Raw genomic sequence first — 16,779 nt, forward strand, 5'->3', positions numbered from 1 at the left:
TGGGGTAATCGCGGGAGCGAGTCACCCTGAATCAGGCCCAACCGATAATGGAAGCTGGTGGCTGTTCCCCGATAGGATGGAAATACGGGCTCACGACTGGACGCCGGGCCCAAGCATCGAATGGAGAACAGCCATGGAAGAATATATCGGTCTCGACGTGTCGATGAAAGAGACGGCAGTCTCGATCCGCCGAGCAGGTGAACGGATCTGGCGCGGCAAGTGCGCATCTGATCCCAGAATCATAGCCGAGCTCATCCGCAAGCGGGCGCCATCCGTGAAACGCGTCGTATTCGAGACCGGACCGCTGTCGGTGTGGTTCTATCATTCTCTGCGCGCCGAAGGGTTGCCGGCGATCTGCATCGATGCGCGCCATGCTAAAGCGGCGCTTGACATGGCGGCGAACAAGACGGACGCGAATGACGCCGATGGTCTGGCGCAGCTCGCGGAAGTCGGGTTCTTTCGTGAGGTGCGCGTGAAGGAATTCGACAGTATGCTGACACGCACGCTTGTGGCGGCGCGGACGCGGCTGGTCCGGATCACTACCGAGCTCTCCAATCAGATCCGCGGTGTCATGAAAACCTTCGGTCTGCTGGTTCCCGCCGGAAAGGGAAGCACCTTCGAGAAGAACGTCCGGAGCCTTCTTGCCAATCAGGACGGACTTGCATCGATCGTGCTTCCGATGCTGGAAGCCTGGCGTGGCATTCGCATCCGCGCCGCCGAACTCGGACGCCAGTTGGTCCGGGACGCGCGCCAGAGTGAGGCTTGCCGCATCCTTATGTCTGTTCCCGGCATCGGTGCGATCACCGCAACCGCCTTCACAACAGCCATTGAGAGGCCGGACAACTTCAAGAAATCCCGATCTGTTGGCGCCTGGATCGGCCTGACAACGCGCCGCTACCAATCCGGAGAAGTCGATTATGACGGCCATATATCCCGACGTGGCGACCACCATTTGCGAGGGCTTCTGTACGAAGCGGCTGCGGTCATTCTGACGCGCAGCTCAACCGACAGCACTCTGCGCACGTGGGGTCTGCAGCTCCGGCAGAGGATCGGCTTCAAAAGAGCTGCCGTGGCCGTGGCGCGCAAACTGGCGGTGATAATGCATACGATGCTTAAAACCGGCGAGCTGTTTAATCCGAATGCCGGAGCTGCCGCATAAGTCCCGATAGCGTTCTGCACCTGAACGCCTAAGGCGTCCCTGCCGGGACGTGAGCCGAGCCATTCCGCTGATGCTGTTGCACTGCTGACTCAGCAAAGTGCGTCGTCCACATTGAAGGCTCGTCCCGCGAAGCTCCATCATGCGGCGGCTGATGCCGACCGCGAAGACAACCATGCACCCGGCAGTGTCTCCTCAGCGATTAGATGCTTGACGCCCCGGTAGCGATTAGACAACAGCATCAAGAGCGGACCCCGTCGGAACGCAGCAGCTCGCAGCCTTAGTCGATCGCCTCGTCGGCGCGCAGCTTAACAACTCCGCCCGGCTTTAGCCGTGGCGGGATCCTCTGGAGGACATGGTGGTTTAGCCGCGCTTAGCGAAATAACCGGCGGTCACCTCATCTTTGTGGGCGGCGAAGGCTTCCAGGACTTCGGCCTTCTCACGCTTCGGGACCTTGAAGTGATCCAGGCTCCGCCCGAGTTCCGCTGCGACCTCGTCGAACTCTGCGGGTGAGATCCGGAGGTTGCGGTGGGCCTCCTCAAGGCCAAGCGGCGTTGCGCCGGGCCTTGTAGCTGTGAACTTGAAAGGCCCACCCGAAACGTCGCAGACCCATAGCGTGCGCATGAACTTGAGGCCGGGCAGCCTTTCCAAGCTCTTGGTATGCCATTCTCGGAGCTGCGGATTCTTAGATTTCTGGCCGACCATAGGATTCTTAACGACGGCATCGCTAAAGTGGTCCACTACCGCCGCAATCGCGACAACGCCGCCCAGCCGCTCATAAAGACTTTTCTCAGGCGCGGTTTGCTTGTCCTGCGCATGCACGTTGTTCGCAGTCGCCAAAGCCAGTGGGACAGCGGTTATCGCCAACCCTGCGACGATGTTTCGTCGGGTGATGGAAGTCGAAAGAGCCCTTGCCATTGGTGCCTCCTTGGGGATAGCTCGAAAGGTCTCACCGCCTCGAGCACATGCACTCTGTGTCCGTAGCTCAGCGTCTTGCGATGCCAATGCGTGCGTCCGCATTGTTCGCGTGTCCCACCCGTCTGATCGGCGCTCTGCCTGCTGCTCTCTTGGATGGCTTTGAAGGGAAAAGGTTCCCGTCAAAATCGAAGTGGACGTCCCGATCCAAACCCGCGCCGTGGCTCACGACTGCAAAATGTCCGGACAGGTCAAAGCTGCCTTGGCCCGCTCGCATCGCCCTGTTCGGGTCACCTTTAGGAAGCAGACCTCGCGGCGCTCCGAGCTAAGGTCAGGCTCGGGCCAAAAGGCGACGTTCAGTCGCCTTCACACTCTCATTGGAGCTGCATCAGTGGAGCTTCTTGCGGATCGATTTGGCGAATTCGCTTAGCTCGATCAAATCCTCGCGGATCATCTGACGCATAGGGCCACCAGCAGACTTAAACGGTCTGCAAACCTTGTTCCTGGAGAGGCGCGAACCTAGGTGACGTTGTGTTACCATGGTGAGCATGTTTCGCTTCAGAATCCCGCCCACCGTTCTGCTCGTCCTTATCGTCGCGGGCGCGTCCTGCATTTTCGTGTTTTACGGCCTCTATCTACTGATCGCGCTGATTGCGTTGAACTTGGCCTGCCTGCTGTTAGCCCCGATCGCGAGGCGGCGCGGATGGGGCGCTGAAGGGCGGCTCACGAGACATCTCAGTCGTCCCCAGATCGAAGACGAAAGCCGCAGAGCCATTAGGCGCGGGAGCGTACGTGCCCTGAAAGAAGAGGGATGACCGTTTCAGAGGAAGTCCGAGTTTGGCGGCTTCGAGTGCGCGGCTTTACGGTTGCTGGAGCTGTATGTCTCGCCTCGATTTTCTTGCGACCTGCGCCGCACCGCTGCGACGCTGGCCGGTGAACTCGGCTTCTCGGACGCGGCCATTGCCAAATGCCTCGACCATGCCGTGACCAAGGACGACGGCGAGAAGGTCGCTCGCGTGACCGGGGTCTACGTTCGGTCCAAGCGCATGAACCAGAAGCGCAACGTGCTCGATGGCGTCGCAGCCGAGCTCCGACGGATCATCGCCGAGCCTGCGCCTACGATGTCCGCGAAAGCCGACTTGCGCCTCGTCGCCTGATCGCTCAGTGCACCACGGATACGATAGAGAAAACGAAATGGCCGCAGATTGCTCTGCGGCCCACCGGCATGAAGTATTGTTCCATACTAAAATAACCTGCCCCGGTGCGAACAACGTTCTAGCGCGAGTTGCGCAGCACAGGGATACCGGGCCTCTACTTAGGTCGAAGGTCTCAAGCAGCACTGGCAAAGTCCCAATTAACGCCCGGCCGATCGAGCGCCAGCCGGATCGGTTTCGAGTTACTGCCAGAGAGAGATTAGAGCGTGAGCTTCAAGGTGAGTTCGCGAATTGGCAGCTTTTCGTTCCTGCCGGGCGGTCCTTGTTCACAAGCATTGGAAAGGCAATTGCGGCTTTCGAATACAGTGGGATGCTCGATCCTCTGACCGTTCGCTTCGGGAGGTTCTTTGCGAGCATTCGAGACGAACGAGGCAACCTGGTGTTTCGTGCCAAACGGCCCTCTGAGCAGCAGCAGCGAAATCGAAACGAGCTGATGCATAAGCTCTTCGGCGGCAACATTATGTTCAATCGGGATCAAGCGTACGTTGTTTCCGATGACGGCCGAAAGATTCCCTTTGCATCCTTGTCATCAGGACAGCAGGAGCTGCTCCCGCTCTGGTTGTCGATCGAGTTTGCTCAGGAAGAACCACGGAGGAGCATGGTCTACATAGTGCTCGCGCACTCCAAAATTTTTGGAAGGTGGTGGACTGGCGCTTCTTTGGGTTGCCGCCGTGCGACAGCAGGTGTGCTAGTGCGCTAAGCCTGACATGAGTTCGTTCCCCGGTCTGGAGCGTGGCGCAGCAGAAAGTGCTGAGCGTTGCACATTTACAACCCGCGCCGCCATCAGAGGCAGTAAGCTGGCCGATCAAGATAGCTGAAATACATTTTCTGTTTACTTCGATACGATCAGCGGGGGCAAAAATGTTTGATGTCTATCGCAACGATAAATGCGACTTGCTCGTCCTAAGCAAAGGTTCTGCGTTACCTACGCTCAGCTCCAGACAAAAGTGGCGTAAGAGCAGAAAAAGGGTTTCCAAAGTTAGCGACGAGATAAGATCAGCCGTTCAAACACAAGGATATTACGTCCGCAGCTTGCGGGCTACCAAGAAGGGGATAATCTAGGTTGAGCACGTCGGCCGGGACCGAGATGACGCTGATGCGCTGGGGCATGCCACCGCCGCGCATAGGGCGGACCGCTTCTCTCCATCAAGACAGCGAATTCAGACGCAGCTCGCGGGCTGTTCCTGGAGGTCCGAAGTCCGTAACGCTGGCAGTGTAAACTTGAACGTCGTTCCGCCGCCTAGGCGCGGACTTGCTTCGATCCGGCCACCATGCGCCTCGATAATGGCCCGTGAAATTGAGAGTCCAATTCCCATTCCGCGGGGCTTGCTGGTCGCAAACGGCTGAAACAACTTCGACGCCATTTCCTCCGATATGCCTGAACCGGTGTCGTCCACCTCAATCGCGAACATCGTTGCTTCCGCAGGCATCGTACGAATGGTCAGTTCGCGCTGGCTGCAGTCCTCCATGGCCTCAATAGCATTTCGAATAAGGTTCACAAGTACTTGCTGGATTTGGACTTTCTCGACCAAGACGAGATCGACCTCGGGATCAAATTGGAATGTAACGCGGATGCCCCGTTCCTTTGCTCCAACGAGAGCGAGGGCAGCGGCCTCCTCGATTATCTTCGCGATGTTTCCGACTTGTTTTTCACTCTCGCCGCCGCTCGCAAATTCACGCAAGCGTCGGATGATCTCCCCGGCGCGCAGAGCCTGTTTCGCTGCATTGTCCATCGCCCCCTTAACAGTCGTAATCGTTCGGGGATCTATGTTGTCATCTAGTAGACGGCGCGAGCCCTTCAAATAGTTCGCAACCGCCGACAATGGCTGATTGATTTCATGCGCGATGGCCGAGGCCATTTCGCCCATTTCGGTCAGGCGCGACACATGGATCAGCTCGGACTGGAGCTCGCGCAAGCGAGCTTGCGTCTTCTGAACTTCCGTCATGTCGCGGATGAACCCGGTAAAGAAGCGTTCGCTGCCTATCCGAACCTCCCCGACGGAAAGTTGAATAGGAAACGTCGAGCCATCCTTTCGTCTCCCGTCCACTGAGCGGCCGATTCCGATAATGTGGCGCTCTCCTGTCCGGCGATACCGTTCGAGATAACCGTCATGCTCCTCCCTATACGGCGACGGCATCAGTAGATTGACATTCTTGCCGATGGCTTCAGCCGCGACATAGCCGAACATCTGTTCGGCAGTGGCGCTAAAGGATTGGATGGCGCCTTGCTCGTTAATCACAATCGCCGCTTCGGGTATCGTGTCGATTATCGACTGAAGGTGGGCCTGTCGCGTCGCGGCGCGGGAATTCGCTTGCTTCAGGCCGCCCCCAATCCACGCCGCACCAACTCCCATCAGTACAAATGTTGCGCCATTGAGGAGTTCGGGCCAGCCGACGCCAAATCTTCCAATGAAGTAGGACACGGCGGGGATGCTCAGGCCCGTGGCCAAAATGCCGGGACCGAGCCCGCCTGCACCCGCGACCAGCAGCACAGCCGGCATGAAGAACAGATAAGGCGCCTGATCCCGAAGCACCGGTTCCAGAATGAAGCGAAGAGAGAACGCAATCGTAACCGAGATGGCCGCTAGTGCGTATTGCGATGCCGCTGCATGCGTCTTATGGACGACTGCCGTCGTTTGGACCAAAATGCGGCCAGGTCCGCCTACAATCATCTTAACTCCCAGCGCACAAAAAGGTGAAGACACCAATCCTCTAACTGATGACCGACGGAAGCTGTTTATAGAAGAGACTGCGCAAAGCTAGGCAAAGGTAGCCCACTCAGAAGTAGCATCTGCGGTCTTCGACGTACGTCGTTGCTCTAGCGCAAACTGTCATACGCGCATTTTGAGAATCCTCTAAAAATAGGTAGTTTCACGGTTCTCCCACTGCCCAATATTTGCTGGCATGACTTGCCAGATTGCATTTAGATTAGATGGCATGAACGTGTAATTCACCGACCTGCCAAAGGAGCCTGAGGGTGTTTATTTTTTGGTAGTCCGCGCGGCCTGCTCCAAAAGCATCTTTCATCATTAGCTCAATGGTAAACTGCTGGGCCAAACGAAAGCCGCTTCTTAGGTAGAGTTGAGTATGCAGCGTTTTATTGGAGAGCAGAATATCGCGCATTTCGAACGCCTCCTGTCCGAGGAGCAGCCGGAGAAATCGCGCGCCTTCATTCAAGAACAGTTGGTTGCGTCAAAGCGCCGGCTGGCGACGCTCACCGCTGCCTCAATGGGCGTACATTCCAATGCTCAAATCATGCGGGAGCGCGCCTTCGCGCGTTCCGCGCCAAAGATGACCAACAAGTTTCAGTGGCAGTTCGAGGCCGCAGCGAAGCCCTTATTGTTGATCGATCCAAACCCTGGCTTGCACATCGTCGATGCCAATACGGCCTATGCCTCGGCGACCATGATCGAGCCCGGCAGGGTTGCCGGGGAGAAGATGTTTGATGTCTTTCCCGACAACCCCGACGAGCCGCTGGCCGATGGCGTTGCAAACCTGTTTGCCTCGTTGCGCGTGGTTGCCGAAACCGGTCAATCAGACGCCATGGCGGTGCAGCGGTATGACGTTCGAAACGCCAGCGGTGTCTTTGTGGAGCGATATTGGCAGCCGCTGAACAGCCCGGTGCTTAACGGAAGTGGTAATCTTGCCTTTATCCTGCATCAAGTGATCGATGTCACTTCGACGTACGCCAGTGCAGGACGCACCGTCTAGCGAAATGCGCCTCACGCAACCCGCAAATTGTCTGCCGAGCTTTTTCCATTGCGGCCTGTCACCAGTTCATAGCTGACGCGCGCACCCTCGGCTAGGTCGATAAGCCCCGCCTTTTGAACCGCCGAAATATGGACGAACACGTCCGGCCCGCCGCTGTCCGGCTGGATAAAGCCGTAGCCCTTCGTTGCATCGAACCACTTCACGATTCCCAACGCCATTTCCTACTCCTCAAGGCCAAAACAAAAATATCTCGCTCGCCTGATGATCATGAATGACCTGCGAATTCGTCTCGTAATTTCCAGATAGCGCCATTCGCAAGTCGCAGGAGGTCACGTTCGCCCTTGCTGGCTGAAATTTCGAGAAGCGTCTGCAATCGAGCGCGCAGCAGCCCCCTGGGACTATGCGCGAGAAACGGATCTTTATCGACGAACTTCCATGACTTCTCGAAGGCGATGTCTAGCAGACCGTCTTGCCTCGACTCATGATCCCTCACCGCGCGCTGCTCGGAGCGGCCTGGCATGCCGGCCCCCGTAGCTCGATTGAATTTAAACGAGGCATCCACCCTCTGCAGCTCACGCGCAGCCATCGCGCTTTCCTCCTGGAGAACTCTTAGATGTCGTTCAAAACGCAATTCTTTCGACCCTTCATTGACCTCGCTCAACAAAATGAGCCCGACCGTCGCAAGTAGTGGGCATGTGCTAGGCCGATGAAGACCATGAGATCCGCGCGGGGGGCTCATGCGCCGTGACAGTTGCCTCTCGGTTTGAATGCCGCCTTTTAGTTCCGAAATCGGAACCGATAGTCTGGCCTGAATCGTACCTGCGAGGAGTTTGATGTCTGTCAACGCGACATCGAGCCAGCGTGAAAACCTGTCATCAATTCGGATCTTGTGAACGCTTGGGCAAGCAAATGAATGAAGCTCATCAATTTGCATTAGCGATGTTTGTTTTGGTCTGCGCAGCTGTCGCGCTGATCTCGGGGCAACTTTACATCGAGTCCAGGGCAACCACTGCATCCGCAGCTGAGCACTTGCGAGCAGCTTCATTGAACATTGCGCGATCAACCGAGCACGGCGCAACGCTCCGGGCGATGGCCGATCGATAGGCCGGCTGCCTCCACAAACGCTTCCGCAACAGCCCTTAGGCAATCACCCGAATTGGAAAAAGGGCGCGTTGGGATAGATCAGACACTCCCCACTCAAGGAGAGACAAAATGCTCGCACTATCGCTTGGTGTTATGAGCGCCAGTATCTTCAGCGCTCATATTTGCGATCTTTACCTAAACCTGAAGGCTCTTCGCGGCCAACCAAACAAGTAGTCGGCGGACCGACGTTCTCACGATCTCTACTCTTATTCACAATGGGATCGCGCGAAGCATACCGTCGTTGACACATGTGGCCAGCGATTAACCTCCTATTGGCAGAACTGGAACCAATGGGCACGCCAAAGGTTATTCGGGCGAAAGAGATTCCTGTGCCGTCCTATTGTCAGGTTCTTCAAAGACGTGATTGGCGATAAAGGCCAAGTTTACCAGGCGTGCCAGCGTGCCATGGAAGTCAACGCTCGGAGTGAGGCAGAGGTCGTACGCATCGCGAAGCAAGAGTTCTGCGAACTGCATTCGACCCGAGATTGGTCATTGCACGCCGATCGCGTTGACGTGAAGCCAGCCGACTTTCCCTCCTGATCCGACCTTGGACACTTCCGGCAGTCGAAAGTCTCGACAAAAAGGAACAAGATCTGTCGCACACAGATTGGCGACAGTGACAAAGCAGCGCCGCCTAACCAACAAATTCGGTTAGAGCGGCGTTGTGCATGTGAGGAAACTCAAGATGAGTGGCAGACCTCTCATTCTCTTCACAATTTCGCTGTTCGCGATTGCTGCGTGGGAGTGCCCTCCACCCAAAGGGCCACATCCCGTACTACTGCATTGGCTGAGCCGCTGAGTCGCAGCACCTACACGGCCGGCCTAGGTGCATTTGTAGCGCCGGTGGAAGCGCGAAGGGCCGCATCCGCACTTTCGGCCACGTGCCCGAAATCACCTCTCAGCGCCATCAGGGCGCGGCGTTCTTCTTCGATTTCGTACGAAGTGCGAAAGCCCAGCTTTCTCAACATGGGAACCGGAGGGCACCACCCCTGGATCGAGTGTTGAAACAGAAAGCTGGTCACCAGCGCCGGAAGCGCAAGCCAGCGCCGGCTGTTGGTGGCCGCTAAGGCTATCCCTGTGAATCCGATCACTGCGGCGTTGGCCTCGATCGCTCTCTCGATGTCCCACTCCCGATCGATTTCGCGCAAGCGCTCGGCAATCTCGCCACGATGTTCAGCAAACTAGGCGACGTTCGCCCGCATCACGCGCTGGATGCGACGATTATCGCTATCGGAGGAATGAAGAGGCACCCGGTTCCGTGTCGTCGTCATAATCTCCTCCACGCACTGCCTCGACTACGTTTATTGTTCGGGGTTGTTCCTAATATGGAGGGGCAAGTCAGGCTCTGTTTGAAGCATACCGCGGAATCTGGACTCGTCTGTAACGCGGGGCCGACGCTCGCTTGAGCGTGGTTCGCCCGGGAGACTTGCCGCAAAATGCCAGCTTTGGACACACAAGCGGCGGTCGGCGCGAGCGCGCTCCCCGTGTCCACTCTACCGTCGATAGCGATCCGCTCGGCCCTCGGAAGCCGGCGTTTATGATGGGGTGGACGCCCCGCCGACGGCATCGATGTGCCAAAGTGGAGGTGTTTAGCACCACTTAAGGGAGGCGTCCGTGTTGCACGTTAGCACAATCGGTCTGGATATCGCTAAGCATGTTTTCCACGTTCATGGAGCGGACGGGAAAGGACGGGCTGTATTCAGCAAACGGATCAGCCGAGGAAAGCTCTTGGATTTCTTCGCAGCCCAGCCGAATTGCACGGTAGCTTTAGAGGCATGTGGCGGAGCCCATCACTGGGCCCGACAGCTCACGCGGCTTCGCCATGAGGTTCGGCTGATCCCGCCCGCTTATGTAAAGCCGTTTGTAAAGCGGCAAAAGAACGACGCGATCGATGCTGAGGCAATCTGCGAAGCTGCGCAGCGGCCAAGCATGCGGTTCGTTGCCGTGAAGAGTGAAGAGCAACAGGCTGCGGGTCTGGTGTTTCGAACCCGGGACCTGATGGTGCGGCAACGAACCCAGCTCATCAATGCGATCCGAGGACACCTCACGGAATATGGTTGGATAGCGCCCAAGGGGCCATCGCATGTGGCGACGCTTGCCGACCTGATCGAGGAGGAAGCGATGGCCAGCTCCCTTCCCGAAGCGGCCCGTCCCATGTTCCGAGTGATGCTAGACCTTCTCGCCGAGTTGAATGGCAAGATCGCGGATCTCGACAAGGAGATCGCGCGACGCGCTCGCGAGGACGAGGTATCGCGCAGGCTGATGACCATTCCTGGCATCGGCCCGATCTCCGCCACCGCGATCGCCGCCCTAGCGCCGCCGATCGAAACCTTCGCCAAGGGCCGCGACTTTGCCGCCTGGTTGGGCCTCACGCCTCTTCAAAAATCGACGGGTGGCAAACAGAAGCTTGGCGCGACGTCCAAGATGGGGGAGCGAACGCTCAGGCGCCTCCTCATCATCGGCAGCAGCGCTGTTGTGCAACAGGCGAGCAAACGCGGAGCGCCAAAGGGTTCCTGGCTCGAACAGATGTTGACTCGCAAACCTCGCATGCTGGTAACGGTCGCGCTGGCGAACAAGATGGCCCGGATCGTCTGGGCGTTACTTGTAAAGCGCGAAAACTACAGGGCTCCGGTCTCAGCCAAGGCTTGATCTTGGTGGGCCTGAAGTCGTCAGAGATGTAGTCGGTCGAAGGAGGGTATGGCACAACAGTCGGCGAGACGGGGCCGGAAGAACCAGGTGTACCCATCGTGCCCAGAGCACGCGTTTATGATTTGGTTTCGGTCCGCGAACTCCCATACGGGCCCGCAGCTTCATCGCTGCACCATCAGAGGCCGGACAGATGGCAGCATCCGACTAAGTGCCGATCTTCTTCAAAAATCGCTTGCATCTCACGGGGCGTCCACAGATGAGTACATGTCTTGATCCTCGACCCCATGCAAGAAGATCATCTCGGCGGGAGACGGAGGCCACGGGTACGCGCGCTGACCAGCGCGTGTGTGCGATGCAAACGGCCCGCTATCGCTTTGGTCCAAGAATGAGCTCAGGTACCGCCCCGCACTCAAATTGAGTAAGTCGCTCAACAAGCTCAGTATTGCTGTCGAAATTTAATCTGCGCACGTATCAAAAGATACAGACTCGCCACTGCGGCGGGCCTAGCCTTCACCCATCACCGCAAGGCCCGTGGCACGAGATCGGTGATGAGAACGCCGGTTCGCGCTCCCGCCCTCCACCAACAAGGGGACATGCGCCATGCTGACGCGTCGTCGTTTCAAGCAGACCAAAACACTCAACGAAAGATTGGCTGACGAGGCCATACGCTGCCGCGCGGAAGCGCGTGCGCTCGCGCCGGGGCGCCGCCGCGAGATGCTGCTGCGCCGGGCGCGACAGGACGAGACGGCCATGCAGATCGATGCCTGGCTGCGCTCGCCCGGCCTGAGGGCGCCGACATGAGCCAGCAATATCGCGCTTACCTCGTCGGCGAGAACGGCGTCTTCCGTTCGGCCGAAGCCTTCGAGGCCTCATCGGACGAGTCCGCCCTCGCCTTCGCGCGGCAGTTCACGCGGCACGGCATGGTCGAGGTGTGGCAGCTCGGCCGCAAGATCGCCGTGCTCAACTCCGAGCAATCCTGGCCGCCGCAGCAGCAGCAATCCCGACCGACACTGACGCGTCAATGATCGTGTGACCGCGCTCGCGACGCGAGAGACTCGATCGCGAATGAGAGCGTCACCTGCATCACGGGATCGTCAGCGTCGAACCCAGGACAGCGTCTGCCTCGCGCGGTCCCGCTTACTCTTCCGCAAGCTTGCGCGCGATATAGGCGTCCACCGTCTCGGCGAACGAGCGCTGCACGCCGACCGCCACATCATGCTGGTCGAGTGCGTCGCGCTGGAGCACGCGCAAGCCCCGACCGCGGGCGCTGACGGGCGCCGTGTTCAGATACTGGTCGATGGCGCCTTTGGCGAGCGGGATGGCCTTGGGATCGCCCCTGGCGATCAGGAGCCTGAGCAGGCTCTGGCATTCGGCCAAACCTGGCATGGATCTTTCGCCTCTCAACTTTGCTGCGATTTCGGCTTCGGCCGCTTCACGGGCTGGGTGTGGGTGCCGAACAGCGCCAGCAAGAACGCGACTTCTTCCTTCGAACCGACCTGGATCATGATTGTCTCTCCTGTTCGCTCCGTTGGTCGAGGGCCGGACGCGCGGAGTTCAGGACAATCGGGTTTCAACATTGTTTCAGGCGTGTTTCGTCGAGCTGCATTGCCCTCTCGTCCCGCCCATGATCTTGCGCTGTCTCCTTCTTCAACAAGGGTTGGCGTGATTGCATGGTTGGCGCTGCCGCGCCCGCGTGCAAACGGGATATCGTGGCAATTGTTCCTCGCTGCCTCACCTTGGCGAGGTCGATCGAAGCGAGACCATGCCGCGGCACTCGGCAGCTTCGAAGGCGAGCAACCATTTCGAATCCCGCTCGTTGTCGCCGGCACAATCACTTGAAGGAGACAACAACATGTCACGTCTAACTCTGCTGGCCGCAACCTTGTTGCTGCTCGCATCAGTGCCCGCAGGCGCCCAGTCGCAGCCCGCGCAAAGCGGGCCGGGCAACAACGCCGTCAACAGCTCGGACCACAACAACTCGAACAAGCCGGTCGAGGGCCGCAACAGCTTCACCGAGGGGCAGGCGAAATCGCGGATCGAGGGCGCCGGATATTCCAACGTCTCCGGACTGCACAAGGACGACCAGGGCGTCTGGCGCGGCAAGGCCGACAAGGCCGGCACCAAGACCGACGTCAGCCTGGACTTCCAGGGCAACGTGAACCCCGCCAAGTAAGGAATCATTCAAATGACAACCACCATTTCTCGCCTCTACGACAATTATTCCGACGCCGCGCGCGCCGTGTCCCGGCTCGAGGGGGCCGGCGTGCCGCACGCCGACATCAGCATCGTCGCCAACAATTCCGACAATTGGTACGGCTCGCGCTCCGGCAAGGTCGATCGTGACCGCGACGGCGTCGACGATCGCGCCGAAGGCGCCGGCACGGGTGCCGGCATCGGCGCCGGCCTCGGCGGCGCGGCAGGCCTGCTCGCCGGCCTCGGTCTGCTCGCCATCCCCGGCCTCGGGCCGGTCGTGGCTGCAGGATGGCTCGCCTCGACGGCAGCCGGCGCAGCCGCCGGTGCGGCCACGGGTGGAATCGTCGGCGCCCTGACCGAGGCCGGCGTCTCCAGGGAAGATGCATCGCGCTATGCCGAGGGCGTTCGCCGCGGCGGCACGCTGGTGACAGCAAAGGTGCCCGACCAGGACCGCGCGCGGCTCGATGCCCTGCTCCACGAGAGGTCCGTGAATCTTGTGGATCGCAGCGCGGCCTGGCAGAAGAGCGGCTGGACCGATTTCGATGCCGCAAGCCCGCCGCTGTCGCCGGAGGACATCGGCCGCGAGCGCGAGCTCTACGGCGCCGGCCCGCGGCGATAAGCCCGATACGACAAAGGCCCCGCACTGCGGGGCCTTTTTTGACGTGAGAGCGATCCACCCTGCCACGTCGGGAAAAACAGGAATTTAACGCCAAATTGAGCCAAATCCGGCGCATCGGATTCGGCGGAATGAAAGCTGTTCGCGCCATGCTGAAGCATGTCGCTCGCTCTCCTTGCGCAGACACAGGCGGGAGAGCTTCGGAGAGATCGCCATGTACTACGTCGCCGCTGCATTGCTGGGGCTGTCGGGACTGTTCTATTCCGCGAGCCATCACGAGATCGGCTCGTTCGGCACAACCGTATGCACCTATGGCGGTGCATTCTGCGACAACCCGCTGATCGTCTTTTCCGGCGCAGCGCTCACAGCCGCCTGGGGCATGTTCGTCAGCGTCAAGTAGCGAGCCGGCGCACGCCTTCCATCCGTGCATTCATGGCCGCGCCTGACGCGAGGCGCGCGCCGAGGCGTCCGGGGGCTCGAGAATTCTTGGGATGATGGGACTCTACACGTGTTTTGCCCGGCGGTCAAGTTGAATTAGTATTTTCAGAAATTGCGGGTCTGCCCTACGCGGCGTGGAACCTATGTTCTCTCGTTAGCATTTGCTATTGAGAACACCGCCCTCGATTAAGGTCCTCCCTTCCATGAACGACAGCGCCCTCTCCCCGACGAAATCCTCGCCGTCGCTGCTGCAACGACTGGGGCCGGGCCTGATCACCGGCGCTGCCGACGACGATCCGTCGGGCATCGCGACCTATTCGCAGGCCGGCGCGCAATTCGGTTACGGGCTGCTGTGGACGGTGTTTCTCACCACGCCGTTCATGATCGCCATCCAGCTCGTCAGCGCGCAGATCGGCCGCGTCACCGGCAAGGGGCTCGCCGCCAACGTCATGCAGGTCGCGCCGCGCTGGGCGGTGCTCGGCCTCGTCGCTATGCTGGTGGCCGCCAACACGTTCAACATCGCCGCCGACATCGCCGCGATGGCCGAGGCGCTGTCGCTTGTCATCGGCGGGCTCAATCACGAGCACGCGCTGATCTTCGCGGCGGGCTCGACCCTGCTGCAGGTCTTCCTGCCCTATCGCCGCTATTCGCCGGTGCTGAAATTTCTCACGCTGGCGCTGTTCGCCTATGTCGCGACCGCCTTCACCGTGAATATCCCCTGGAGCACGGCCCTGCTCGCCGCGGTGTGGCCCAAGGCCAATGTCAGCGGCGACTATTTCCTCATGGTCGTCGCCGTGCTCGGCACCACGATCAGCCCATATTTGTTCTTCTGGCAGGCCTCGCAGGAGATCGAGGAGATGAACCAGGGCAAGCGCGACAAGCCGCTGCGCGAGCTCAAGCACGGCGGCCGTCCGGAGCTTGCGCGCATCAGGGCCGACACCATCTCCGGCATGCTGCTGTCCAACTGCATCGCCTTCTTCATCATCCTCACCACCGCGTCGGTGCTGCACGCCAACGGCGTCACCAACATCGGTTCGGCGACGCAAGCGGCCGAAGCGCTGCGGCCGCTCGCCGGGGATTTCACCTTCGCGTTGTTCGCGCTCGGCATCATCGGCACGGGTCTGCTCGCAATCCCGGTGCTGGCGGGCTCGGCCGCTTATGGCGTCGCGGAGATCTTCGGCTGGCGTGCCACGCTGGAAGCCAAGCCCGACGAGGCGATCGGCTTCTACACCATCATCGCGGCGGCAACCATCATCGGCTTCGGCCTCGGCTTCACGGGAATAGACTCCATCCACATGCTGGTGTGGAGCGCCGTGCTCAACGGCATCGTCGCCGTCCCCATCATGGCGATGATGATGCTGATCGTCTCGAGCCGCACGATCATGGGCCGCTTCAGGGCCCGGTCATGGCTGATCGCGCTGGGCTGGCTCGGCACCGCGCTGATGGCGCTGGCCGTCCTCGCCTTGCTCGGCTCGTCGCTGATCGGCTGAGCTAAAGCATGATCCGGAACGGCGCGAAGCGGTTTTCCGCAAAGAGGAAGCTTGCGCGCATGCGCCGAAGACCAGCGGCGGACTCTTGAATTACGGTCGCAAGAGCTGACGCGACTACGGTGTCACGGGATTGACGACGGGGGACGTCCTGGGCCCCGGCCGCGCCGGCTCGATCGGCGATTTCGGAGTGGTCGGGAGCACCTTGGCGCCCGCGGCCCGTGCCGCTTCGCCGGTGGTCGCATACATCGCGACATGGGCCGGCTGCGTCTTGGCGCGATTCCAGGGGCCGTGGTCGACGATCAGCATTGCTGCGATCGTCACGCCGGCCACGATGAGCGCGATCACGCCGGGATGGCGGAGCGCGGCGGAGATGGAATTGGCGAAACGACCACTTGTCATCGCAGGATCCGCTATTGTCCTATCGCAGGTTAATTCAGACGCGCCCCTTCCGGTTCCCGCTTCCATCAGCCGGGTTCCACACAGATTGCTCGACATCGGGCTCGCGCCGTCGCGCCTCTGTCCATGTTCAGTCAACGAGGATGCAACGCTTCAAATCAGCCAGTCATGTGACGCAGGTCCGTGATGCGAACCATGAAGGCCGTGGTCGGCCGCCTGTTCACCCAGCGCACCGGGGACAATTTCGGCAATCATCTGGGGGGCGTCTTTCTGATCGAGCGTAATGTGGGGATTTCCGAGTTCTTTGGGCTCGACGGCTGCGGCGAGCGCGGCAGGAGCTGGTCCGTCATCGAAGCGGAACGCGTAATCTGCGCCGCTGATCTCGAATCCAGTTTTGGCCGGCTTTGCTTCAGGGTCGATTGCAGCAGATCGCGTAGGCTGCTGCGGATCTTCGCCTGCGGTGTTATCGTCTCCTGCGGCGCTCGGTTCGACGATCCCGGGAGCTGAGTCTGGAGAGATCGAAGGCAAATCGTCCCCCGACTTGCCGTGCTCCAAGACAGCCAGCTCTGCCGTCTTCCATGCCGGTGACGCAGCGTCCGCAGCTTGGGACTGATGCTCATTGTCATTCCCGGCGCCGCTGCCGGATTTGGATTCCGCCTCCGCCATCTCCACGTCCGCCGGCTCGGCCGATCCCGGCTCCGCGGCGTGGGGCGAGGTGCCGTGATCCGCGCCGCCGATCGTTGCGACGCTCTCACCTGCTTCCGCTTCATTGGCGGAAGGCGAGTGCCCCGAATTGCTGTGGTCGTCGCTGCCAGGCTCCGCCGCCTTCGCTGCCGCTGGCGAAGCGTCCGCAGCCTG

At 59.9% G+C, this 16,779-nt stretch carries 19 protein-coding genes and 1 pseudogene; 11 read left to right on the forward strand and 9 right to left on the reverse strand.

What is annotated here, in order from left to right; genetic code table 11:
* Positions 1 to 133 precede the first annotated feature (133 nt).
* Positions 134 to 1,159 carry an IS110 family RNA-guided transposase gene (locus UNPA324_RS34690; RefSeq protein ID WP_141938563.1) on the forward strand — a complete coding sequence of 342 codons (1,026 nt, stop codon included), beginning with the start codon at positions 134 to 136 and terminating at the stop codon, positions 1,157 to 1,159.
* Positions 1,160 to 1,519: 360 nt separating this feature from the next.
* Here the strand turns inward: UNPA324_RS34690 and UNPA324_RS34695 are convergent, their stop codons facing one another.
* Positions 1,520 to 2,074: a group I truncated hemoglobin gene (locus UNPA324_RS34695; RefSeq protein ID WP_141938566.1), complete on the reverse strand. Its 555-nt coding sequence runs from the start codon at positions 2,072 to 2,074 to the stop codon at positions 1,520 to 1,522.
* An 863-nt stretch (positions 2,075 to 2,937) separates the two neighbouring features.
* Between UNPA324_RS34695 and UNPA324_RS34700 the strand changes: the two genes are divergently transcribed.
* Positions 2,938 to 3,228 carry a site-specific integrase gene (locus tag UNPA324_RS34700; RefSeq protein WP_181769628.1) on the forward strand — a complete coding sequence of 97 codons (291 nt, stop codon included), beginning with the start codon at positions 2,938 to 2,940 and terminating at the stop codon, positions 3,226 to 3,228.
* 256 nt (positions 3,229 to 3,484) lie between these two features.
* Here UNPA324_RS34700 and UNPA324_RS34705 read toward each other — a convergent pair whose 3' ends face one another.
* Positions 3,485 to 3,763 carry a hypothetical protein gene (locus tag UNPA324_RS34705; RefSeq protein ID WP_128919862.1) on the reverse strand — a complete coding sequence of 93 codons (279 nt, stop codon included), beginning with the start codon at positions 3,761 to 3,763 and terminating at the stop codon, positions 3,485 to 3,487.
* A gap of 383 nt (positions 3,764 to 4,146) precedes the next feature.
* Here UNPA324_RS34705 and UNPA324_RS35910 point away from each other — a divergent pair, with 383 nt between their 5' ends.
* Positions 4,147 to 4,347 carry a hypothetical protein gene (locus tag UNPA324_RS35910; protein WP_128919883.1) on the forward strand — a complete coding sequence of 67 codons (201 nt, stop codon included), beginning with the start codon at positions 4,147 to 4,149 and terminating at the stop codon, positions 4,345 to 4,347.
* Positions 4,348 to 4,445: 98 nt separating this feature from the next.
* Here the strand turns inward: UNPA324_RS35910 and UNPA324_RS34715 are convergent, their stop codons facing one another.
* Positions 4,446 to 5,957 carry a PAS domain-containing sensor histidine kinase gene (locus UNPA324_RS34715; RefSeq protein ID WP_128919861.1) on the reverse strand — a complete coding sequence of 504 codons (1,512 nt, stop codon included), beginning with the start codon at positions 5,955 to 5,957 and terminating at the stop codon, positions 4,446 to 4,448.
* Positions 5,958 to 6,372: 415 nt separating this feature from the next.
* On the opposite strand from UNPA324_RS34715, the gene UNPA324_RS34720 reads away from it, so the two are divergent.
* A complete protein-coding gene (locus tag UNPA324_RS34720; protein WP_246667280.1) occupies positions 6,373 to 6,996 on the forward strand; it encodes a PAS domain-containing protein in 624 nt (207 codons plus the stop codon).
* A gap of 11 nt (positions 6,997 to 7,007) precedes the next feature.
* On the opposite strand, the gene UNPA324_RS34725 is transcribed toward UNPA324_RS34720, so the two are convergent.
* The 3 genes from UNPA324_RS34725 to UNPA324_RS34740 all read right to left on the reverse strand — a co-directional run bounded on the left by UNPA324_RS34725 (position 7,008) and on the right by UNPA324_RS34740 (position 9,287).
* A complete protein-coding gene (locus tag UNPA324_RS34725; RefSeq protein ID WP_128919860.1) occupies positions 7,008 to 7,214 on the reverse strand; it encodes a cold-shock protein in 207 nt (68 codons plus the stop codon).
* Positions 7,215 to 7,261: 47 nt separating this feature from the next.
* Positions 7,262 to 8,041: a hypothetical protein gene (locus tag UNPA324_RS35915; protein WP_246667281.1), complete on the reverse strand. Its 780-nt coding sequence runs from the start codon at positions 8,039 to 8,041 to the stop codon at positions 7,262 to 7,264.
* 907 nt (positions 8,042 to 8,948) lie between these two features.
* The gene (locus UNPA324_RS34740; RefSeq protein WP_245471814.1) at positions 8,949 to 9,287 is read right to left on the reverse strand and encodes a hypothetical protein; all 339 of its coding nucleotides are present in this window, start codon (positions 9,285 to 9,287) and stop codon (positions 8,949 to 8,951) included.
* Between the two features lie 466 nt (positions 9,288 to 9,753).
* Between UNPA324_RS34740 and UNPA324_RS34745 the strand changes: the two genes are divergently transcribed.
* From UNPA324_RS34745 to UNPA324_RS34755, 3 genes are all read left to right on the forward strand, one after another.
* Positions 9,754 to 10,788: an IS110 family RNA-guided transposase gene (locus UNPA324_RS34745; RefSeq protein WP_128919859.1), complete on the forward strand. Its 1,035-nt coding sequence runs from the start codon at positions 9,754 to 9,756 to the stop codon at positions 10,786 to 10,788.
* A 600-nt stretch (positions 10,789 to 11,388) separates the two neighbouring features.
* Positions 11,389 to 11,589, forward strand: a complete 201-nt coding sequence (locus tag UNPA324_RS34750) for a hypothetical protein (RefSeq protein WP_128919858.1) — start codon at positions 11,389 to 11,391, stop codon at positions 11,587 to 11,589.
* The gene (locus UNPA324_RS34755; RefSeq protein ID WP_128919857.1) at positions 11,586 to 11,813 is read left to right on the forward strand and encodes a hypothetical protein; all 228 of its coding nucleotides are present in this window, start codon (positions 11,586 to 11,588) and stop codon (positions 11,811 to 11,813) included. Before UNPA324_RS34750 ends, UNPA324_RS34755 begins: the two co-directional genes overlap by 4 nt.
* Before the next feature lie 112 nt (positions 11,814 to 11,925).
* Here UNPA324_RS34755 and UNPA324_RS34760 read toward each other — a convergent pair whose 3' ends face one another.
* Positions 11,926 to 12,174 (reverse strand): hypothetical protein, encoded by a 249-nt coding sequence (locus UNPA324_RS34760; protein ID WP_128919856.1) that lies wholly within the window; start codon positions 12,172 to 12,174, stop codon positions 11,926 to 11,928.
* A gap of 466 nt (positions 12,175 to 12,640) precedes the next feature.
* Between UNPA324_RS34760 and UNPA324_RS34765 the strand changes: the two genes are divergently transcribed.
* The 4 genes from UNPA324_RS34765 to UNPA324_RS34780 all read left to right on the forward strand — a co-directional run bounded on the left by UNPA324_RS34765 (position 12,641) and on the right by UNPA324_RS34780 (position 15,525).
* On the forward strand, positions 12,641 to 12,961 hold the full coding sequence (locus tag UNPA324_RS34765) for a hypothetical protein (protein WP_128919855.1): 321 nt from the start codon (positions 12,641 to 12,643) through the stop codon (positions 12,959 to 12,961).
* A gap of 12 nt (positions 12,962 to 12,973) precedes the next feature.
* On the forward strand, positions 12,974 to 13,600 hold the full coding sequence (locus tag UNPA324_RS34770) for a hypothetical protein (protein WP_128919854.1): 627 nt from the start codon (positions 12,974 to 12,976) through the stop codon (positions 13,598 to 13,600).
* A gap of 211 nt (positions 13,601 to 13,811) precedes the next feature.
* Complete coding sequence (locus tag UNPA324_RS34775; protein ID WP_128919853.1) at positions 13,812 to 13,997, forward strand: hypothetical protein; 186 nt, start codon at positions 13,812 to 13,814, stop codon at positions 13,995 to 13,997.
* 241 nt (positions 13,998 to 14,238) lie between these two features.
* Positions 14,239 to 15,525: an NRAMP family divalent metal transporter gene (locus UNPA324_RS34780; protein ID WP_181769629.1), complete on the forward strand. Its 1,287-nt coding sequence runs from the start codon at positions 14,239 to 14,241 to the stop codon at positions 15,523 to 15,525.
* A 114-nt stretch (positions 15,526 to 15,639) separates the two neighbouring features.
* Here UNPA324_RS34780 and UNPA324_RS34785 read toward each other — a convergent pair whose 3' ends face one another.
* Both UNPA324_RS34785 and UNPA324_RS34790 read right to left on the reverse strand, forming a co-directional pair.
* Positions 15,640 to 15,924 (reverse strand): hypothetical protein, encoded by a 285-nt coding sequence (locus UNPA324_RS34785; RefSeq protein WP_128919851.1) that lies wholly within the window; start codon positions 15,922 to 15,924, stop codon positions 15,640 to 15,642.
* 150 nt (positions 15,925 to 16,074) lie between these two features.
* A pseudogene (locus UNPA324_RS34790) lies at positions 16,075 to 16,779 on the reverse strand (hypothetical protein); the annotation flags it as partial.

It is taken from the genome of Bradyrhizobium sp. UNPA324 (assembly GCF_006658635.1).
GTDB classification, from domain to species: Bacteria; Pseudomonadota; Alphaproteobacteria; order Rhizobiales; family Xanthobacteraceae; genus Bradyrhizobium; species Bradyrhizobium nanningense.

Excerpts from the sequence above, each read along its gene's own strand:
- UNPA324_RS34690 (WP_141938563.1), top strand. The coding sequence starts at position 134 with ATGGAAGAATATATCGGTCTCGACGTGTCGATGAAAGAGACGGCAGTC.
- UNPA324_RS34695 (WP_141938566.1), bottom strand. The coding sequence starts at position 2,074 with ATGGCAAGGGCTCTTTCGACTTCCATCACCCGACGAAACATCGTCGCA.
- UNPA324_RS35910 (WP_128919883.1), top strand. The coding sequence starts at position 4,147 with ATGTTTGATGTCTATCGCAACGATAAATGCGACTTGCTCGTCCTAAGC.
- UNPA324_RS34715 (WP_128919861.1), bottom strand. The coding sequence starts at position 5,957 with ATGATTGTAGGCGGACCTGGCCGCATTTTGGTCCAAACGACGGCAGTC.
- UNPA324_RS34720 (WP_246667280.1), top strand. The coding sequence starts at position 6,373 with ATGCAGCGTTTTATTGGAGAGCAGAATATCGCGCATTTCGAACGCCTC.
- UNPA324_RS34725 (WP_128919860.1), bottom strand. The coding sequence starts at position 7,214 with ATGGCGTTGGGAATCGTGAAGTGGTTCGATGCAACGAAGGGCTACGGC.
- UNPA324_RS35915 (WP_246667281.1), bottom strand. The coding sequence starts at position 8,041 with ATGAAGCTGCTCGCAAGTGCTCAGCTGCGGATGCAGTGGTTGCCCTGG.
- UNPA324_RS34750 (WP_128919858.1), top strand. The coding sequence starts at position 11,389 with ATGCTGACGCGTCGTCGTTTCAAGCAGACCAAAACACTCAACGAAAGA.
- UNPA324_RS34755 (WP_128919857.1), top strand. The coding sequence starts at position 11,586 with ATGAGCCAGCAATATCGCGCTTACCTCGTCGGCGAGAACGGCGTCTTC.
- UNPA324_RS34760 (WP_128919856.1), bottom strand. The coding sequence starts at position 12,174 with ATGCCAGGTTTGGCCGAATGCCAGAGCCTGCTCAGGCTCCTGATCGCC.
- UNPA324_RS34765 (WP_128919855.1), top strand. The coding sequence starts at position 12,641 with ATGTCACGTCTAACTCTGCTGGCCGCAACCTTGTTGCTGCTCGCATCA.
- UNPA324_RS34770 (WP_128919854.1), top strand. The coding sequence starts at position 12,974 with ATGACAACCACCATTTCTCGCCTCTACGACAATTATTCCGACGCCGCG.
- UNPA324_RS34775 (WP_128919853.1), top strand. The coding sequence starts at position 13,812 with ATGTACTACGTCGCCGCTGCATTGCTGGGGCTGTCGGGACTGTTCTAT.
- UNPA324_RS34780 (WP_181769629.1), top strand. The coding sequence starts at position 14,239 with ATGAACGACAGCGCCCTCTCCCCGACGAAATCCTCGCCGTCGCTGCTG.
- UNPA324_RS34785 (WP_128919851.1), bottom strand. The coding sequence starts at position 15,924 with ATGACAAGTGGTCGTTTCGCCAATTCCATCTCCGCCGCGCTCCGCCAT.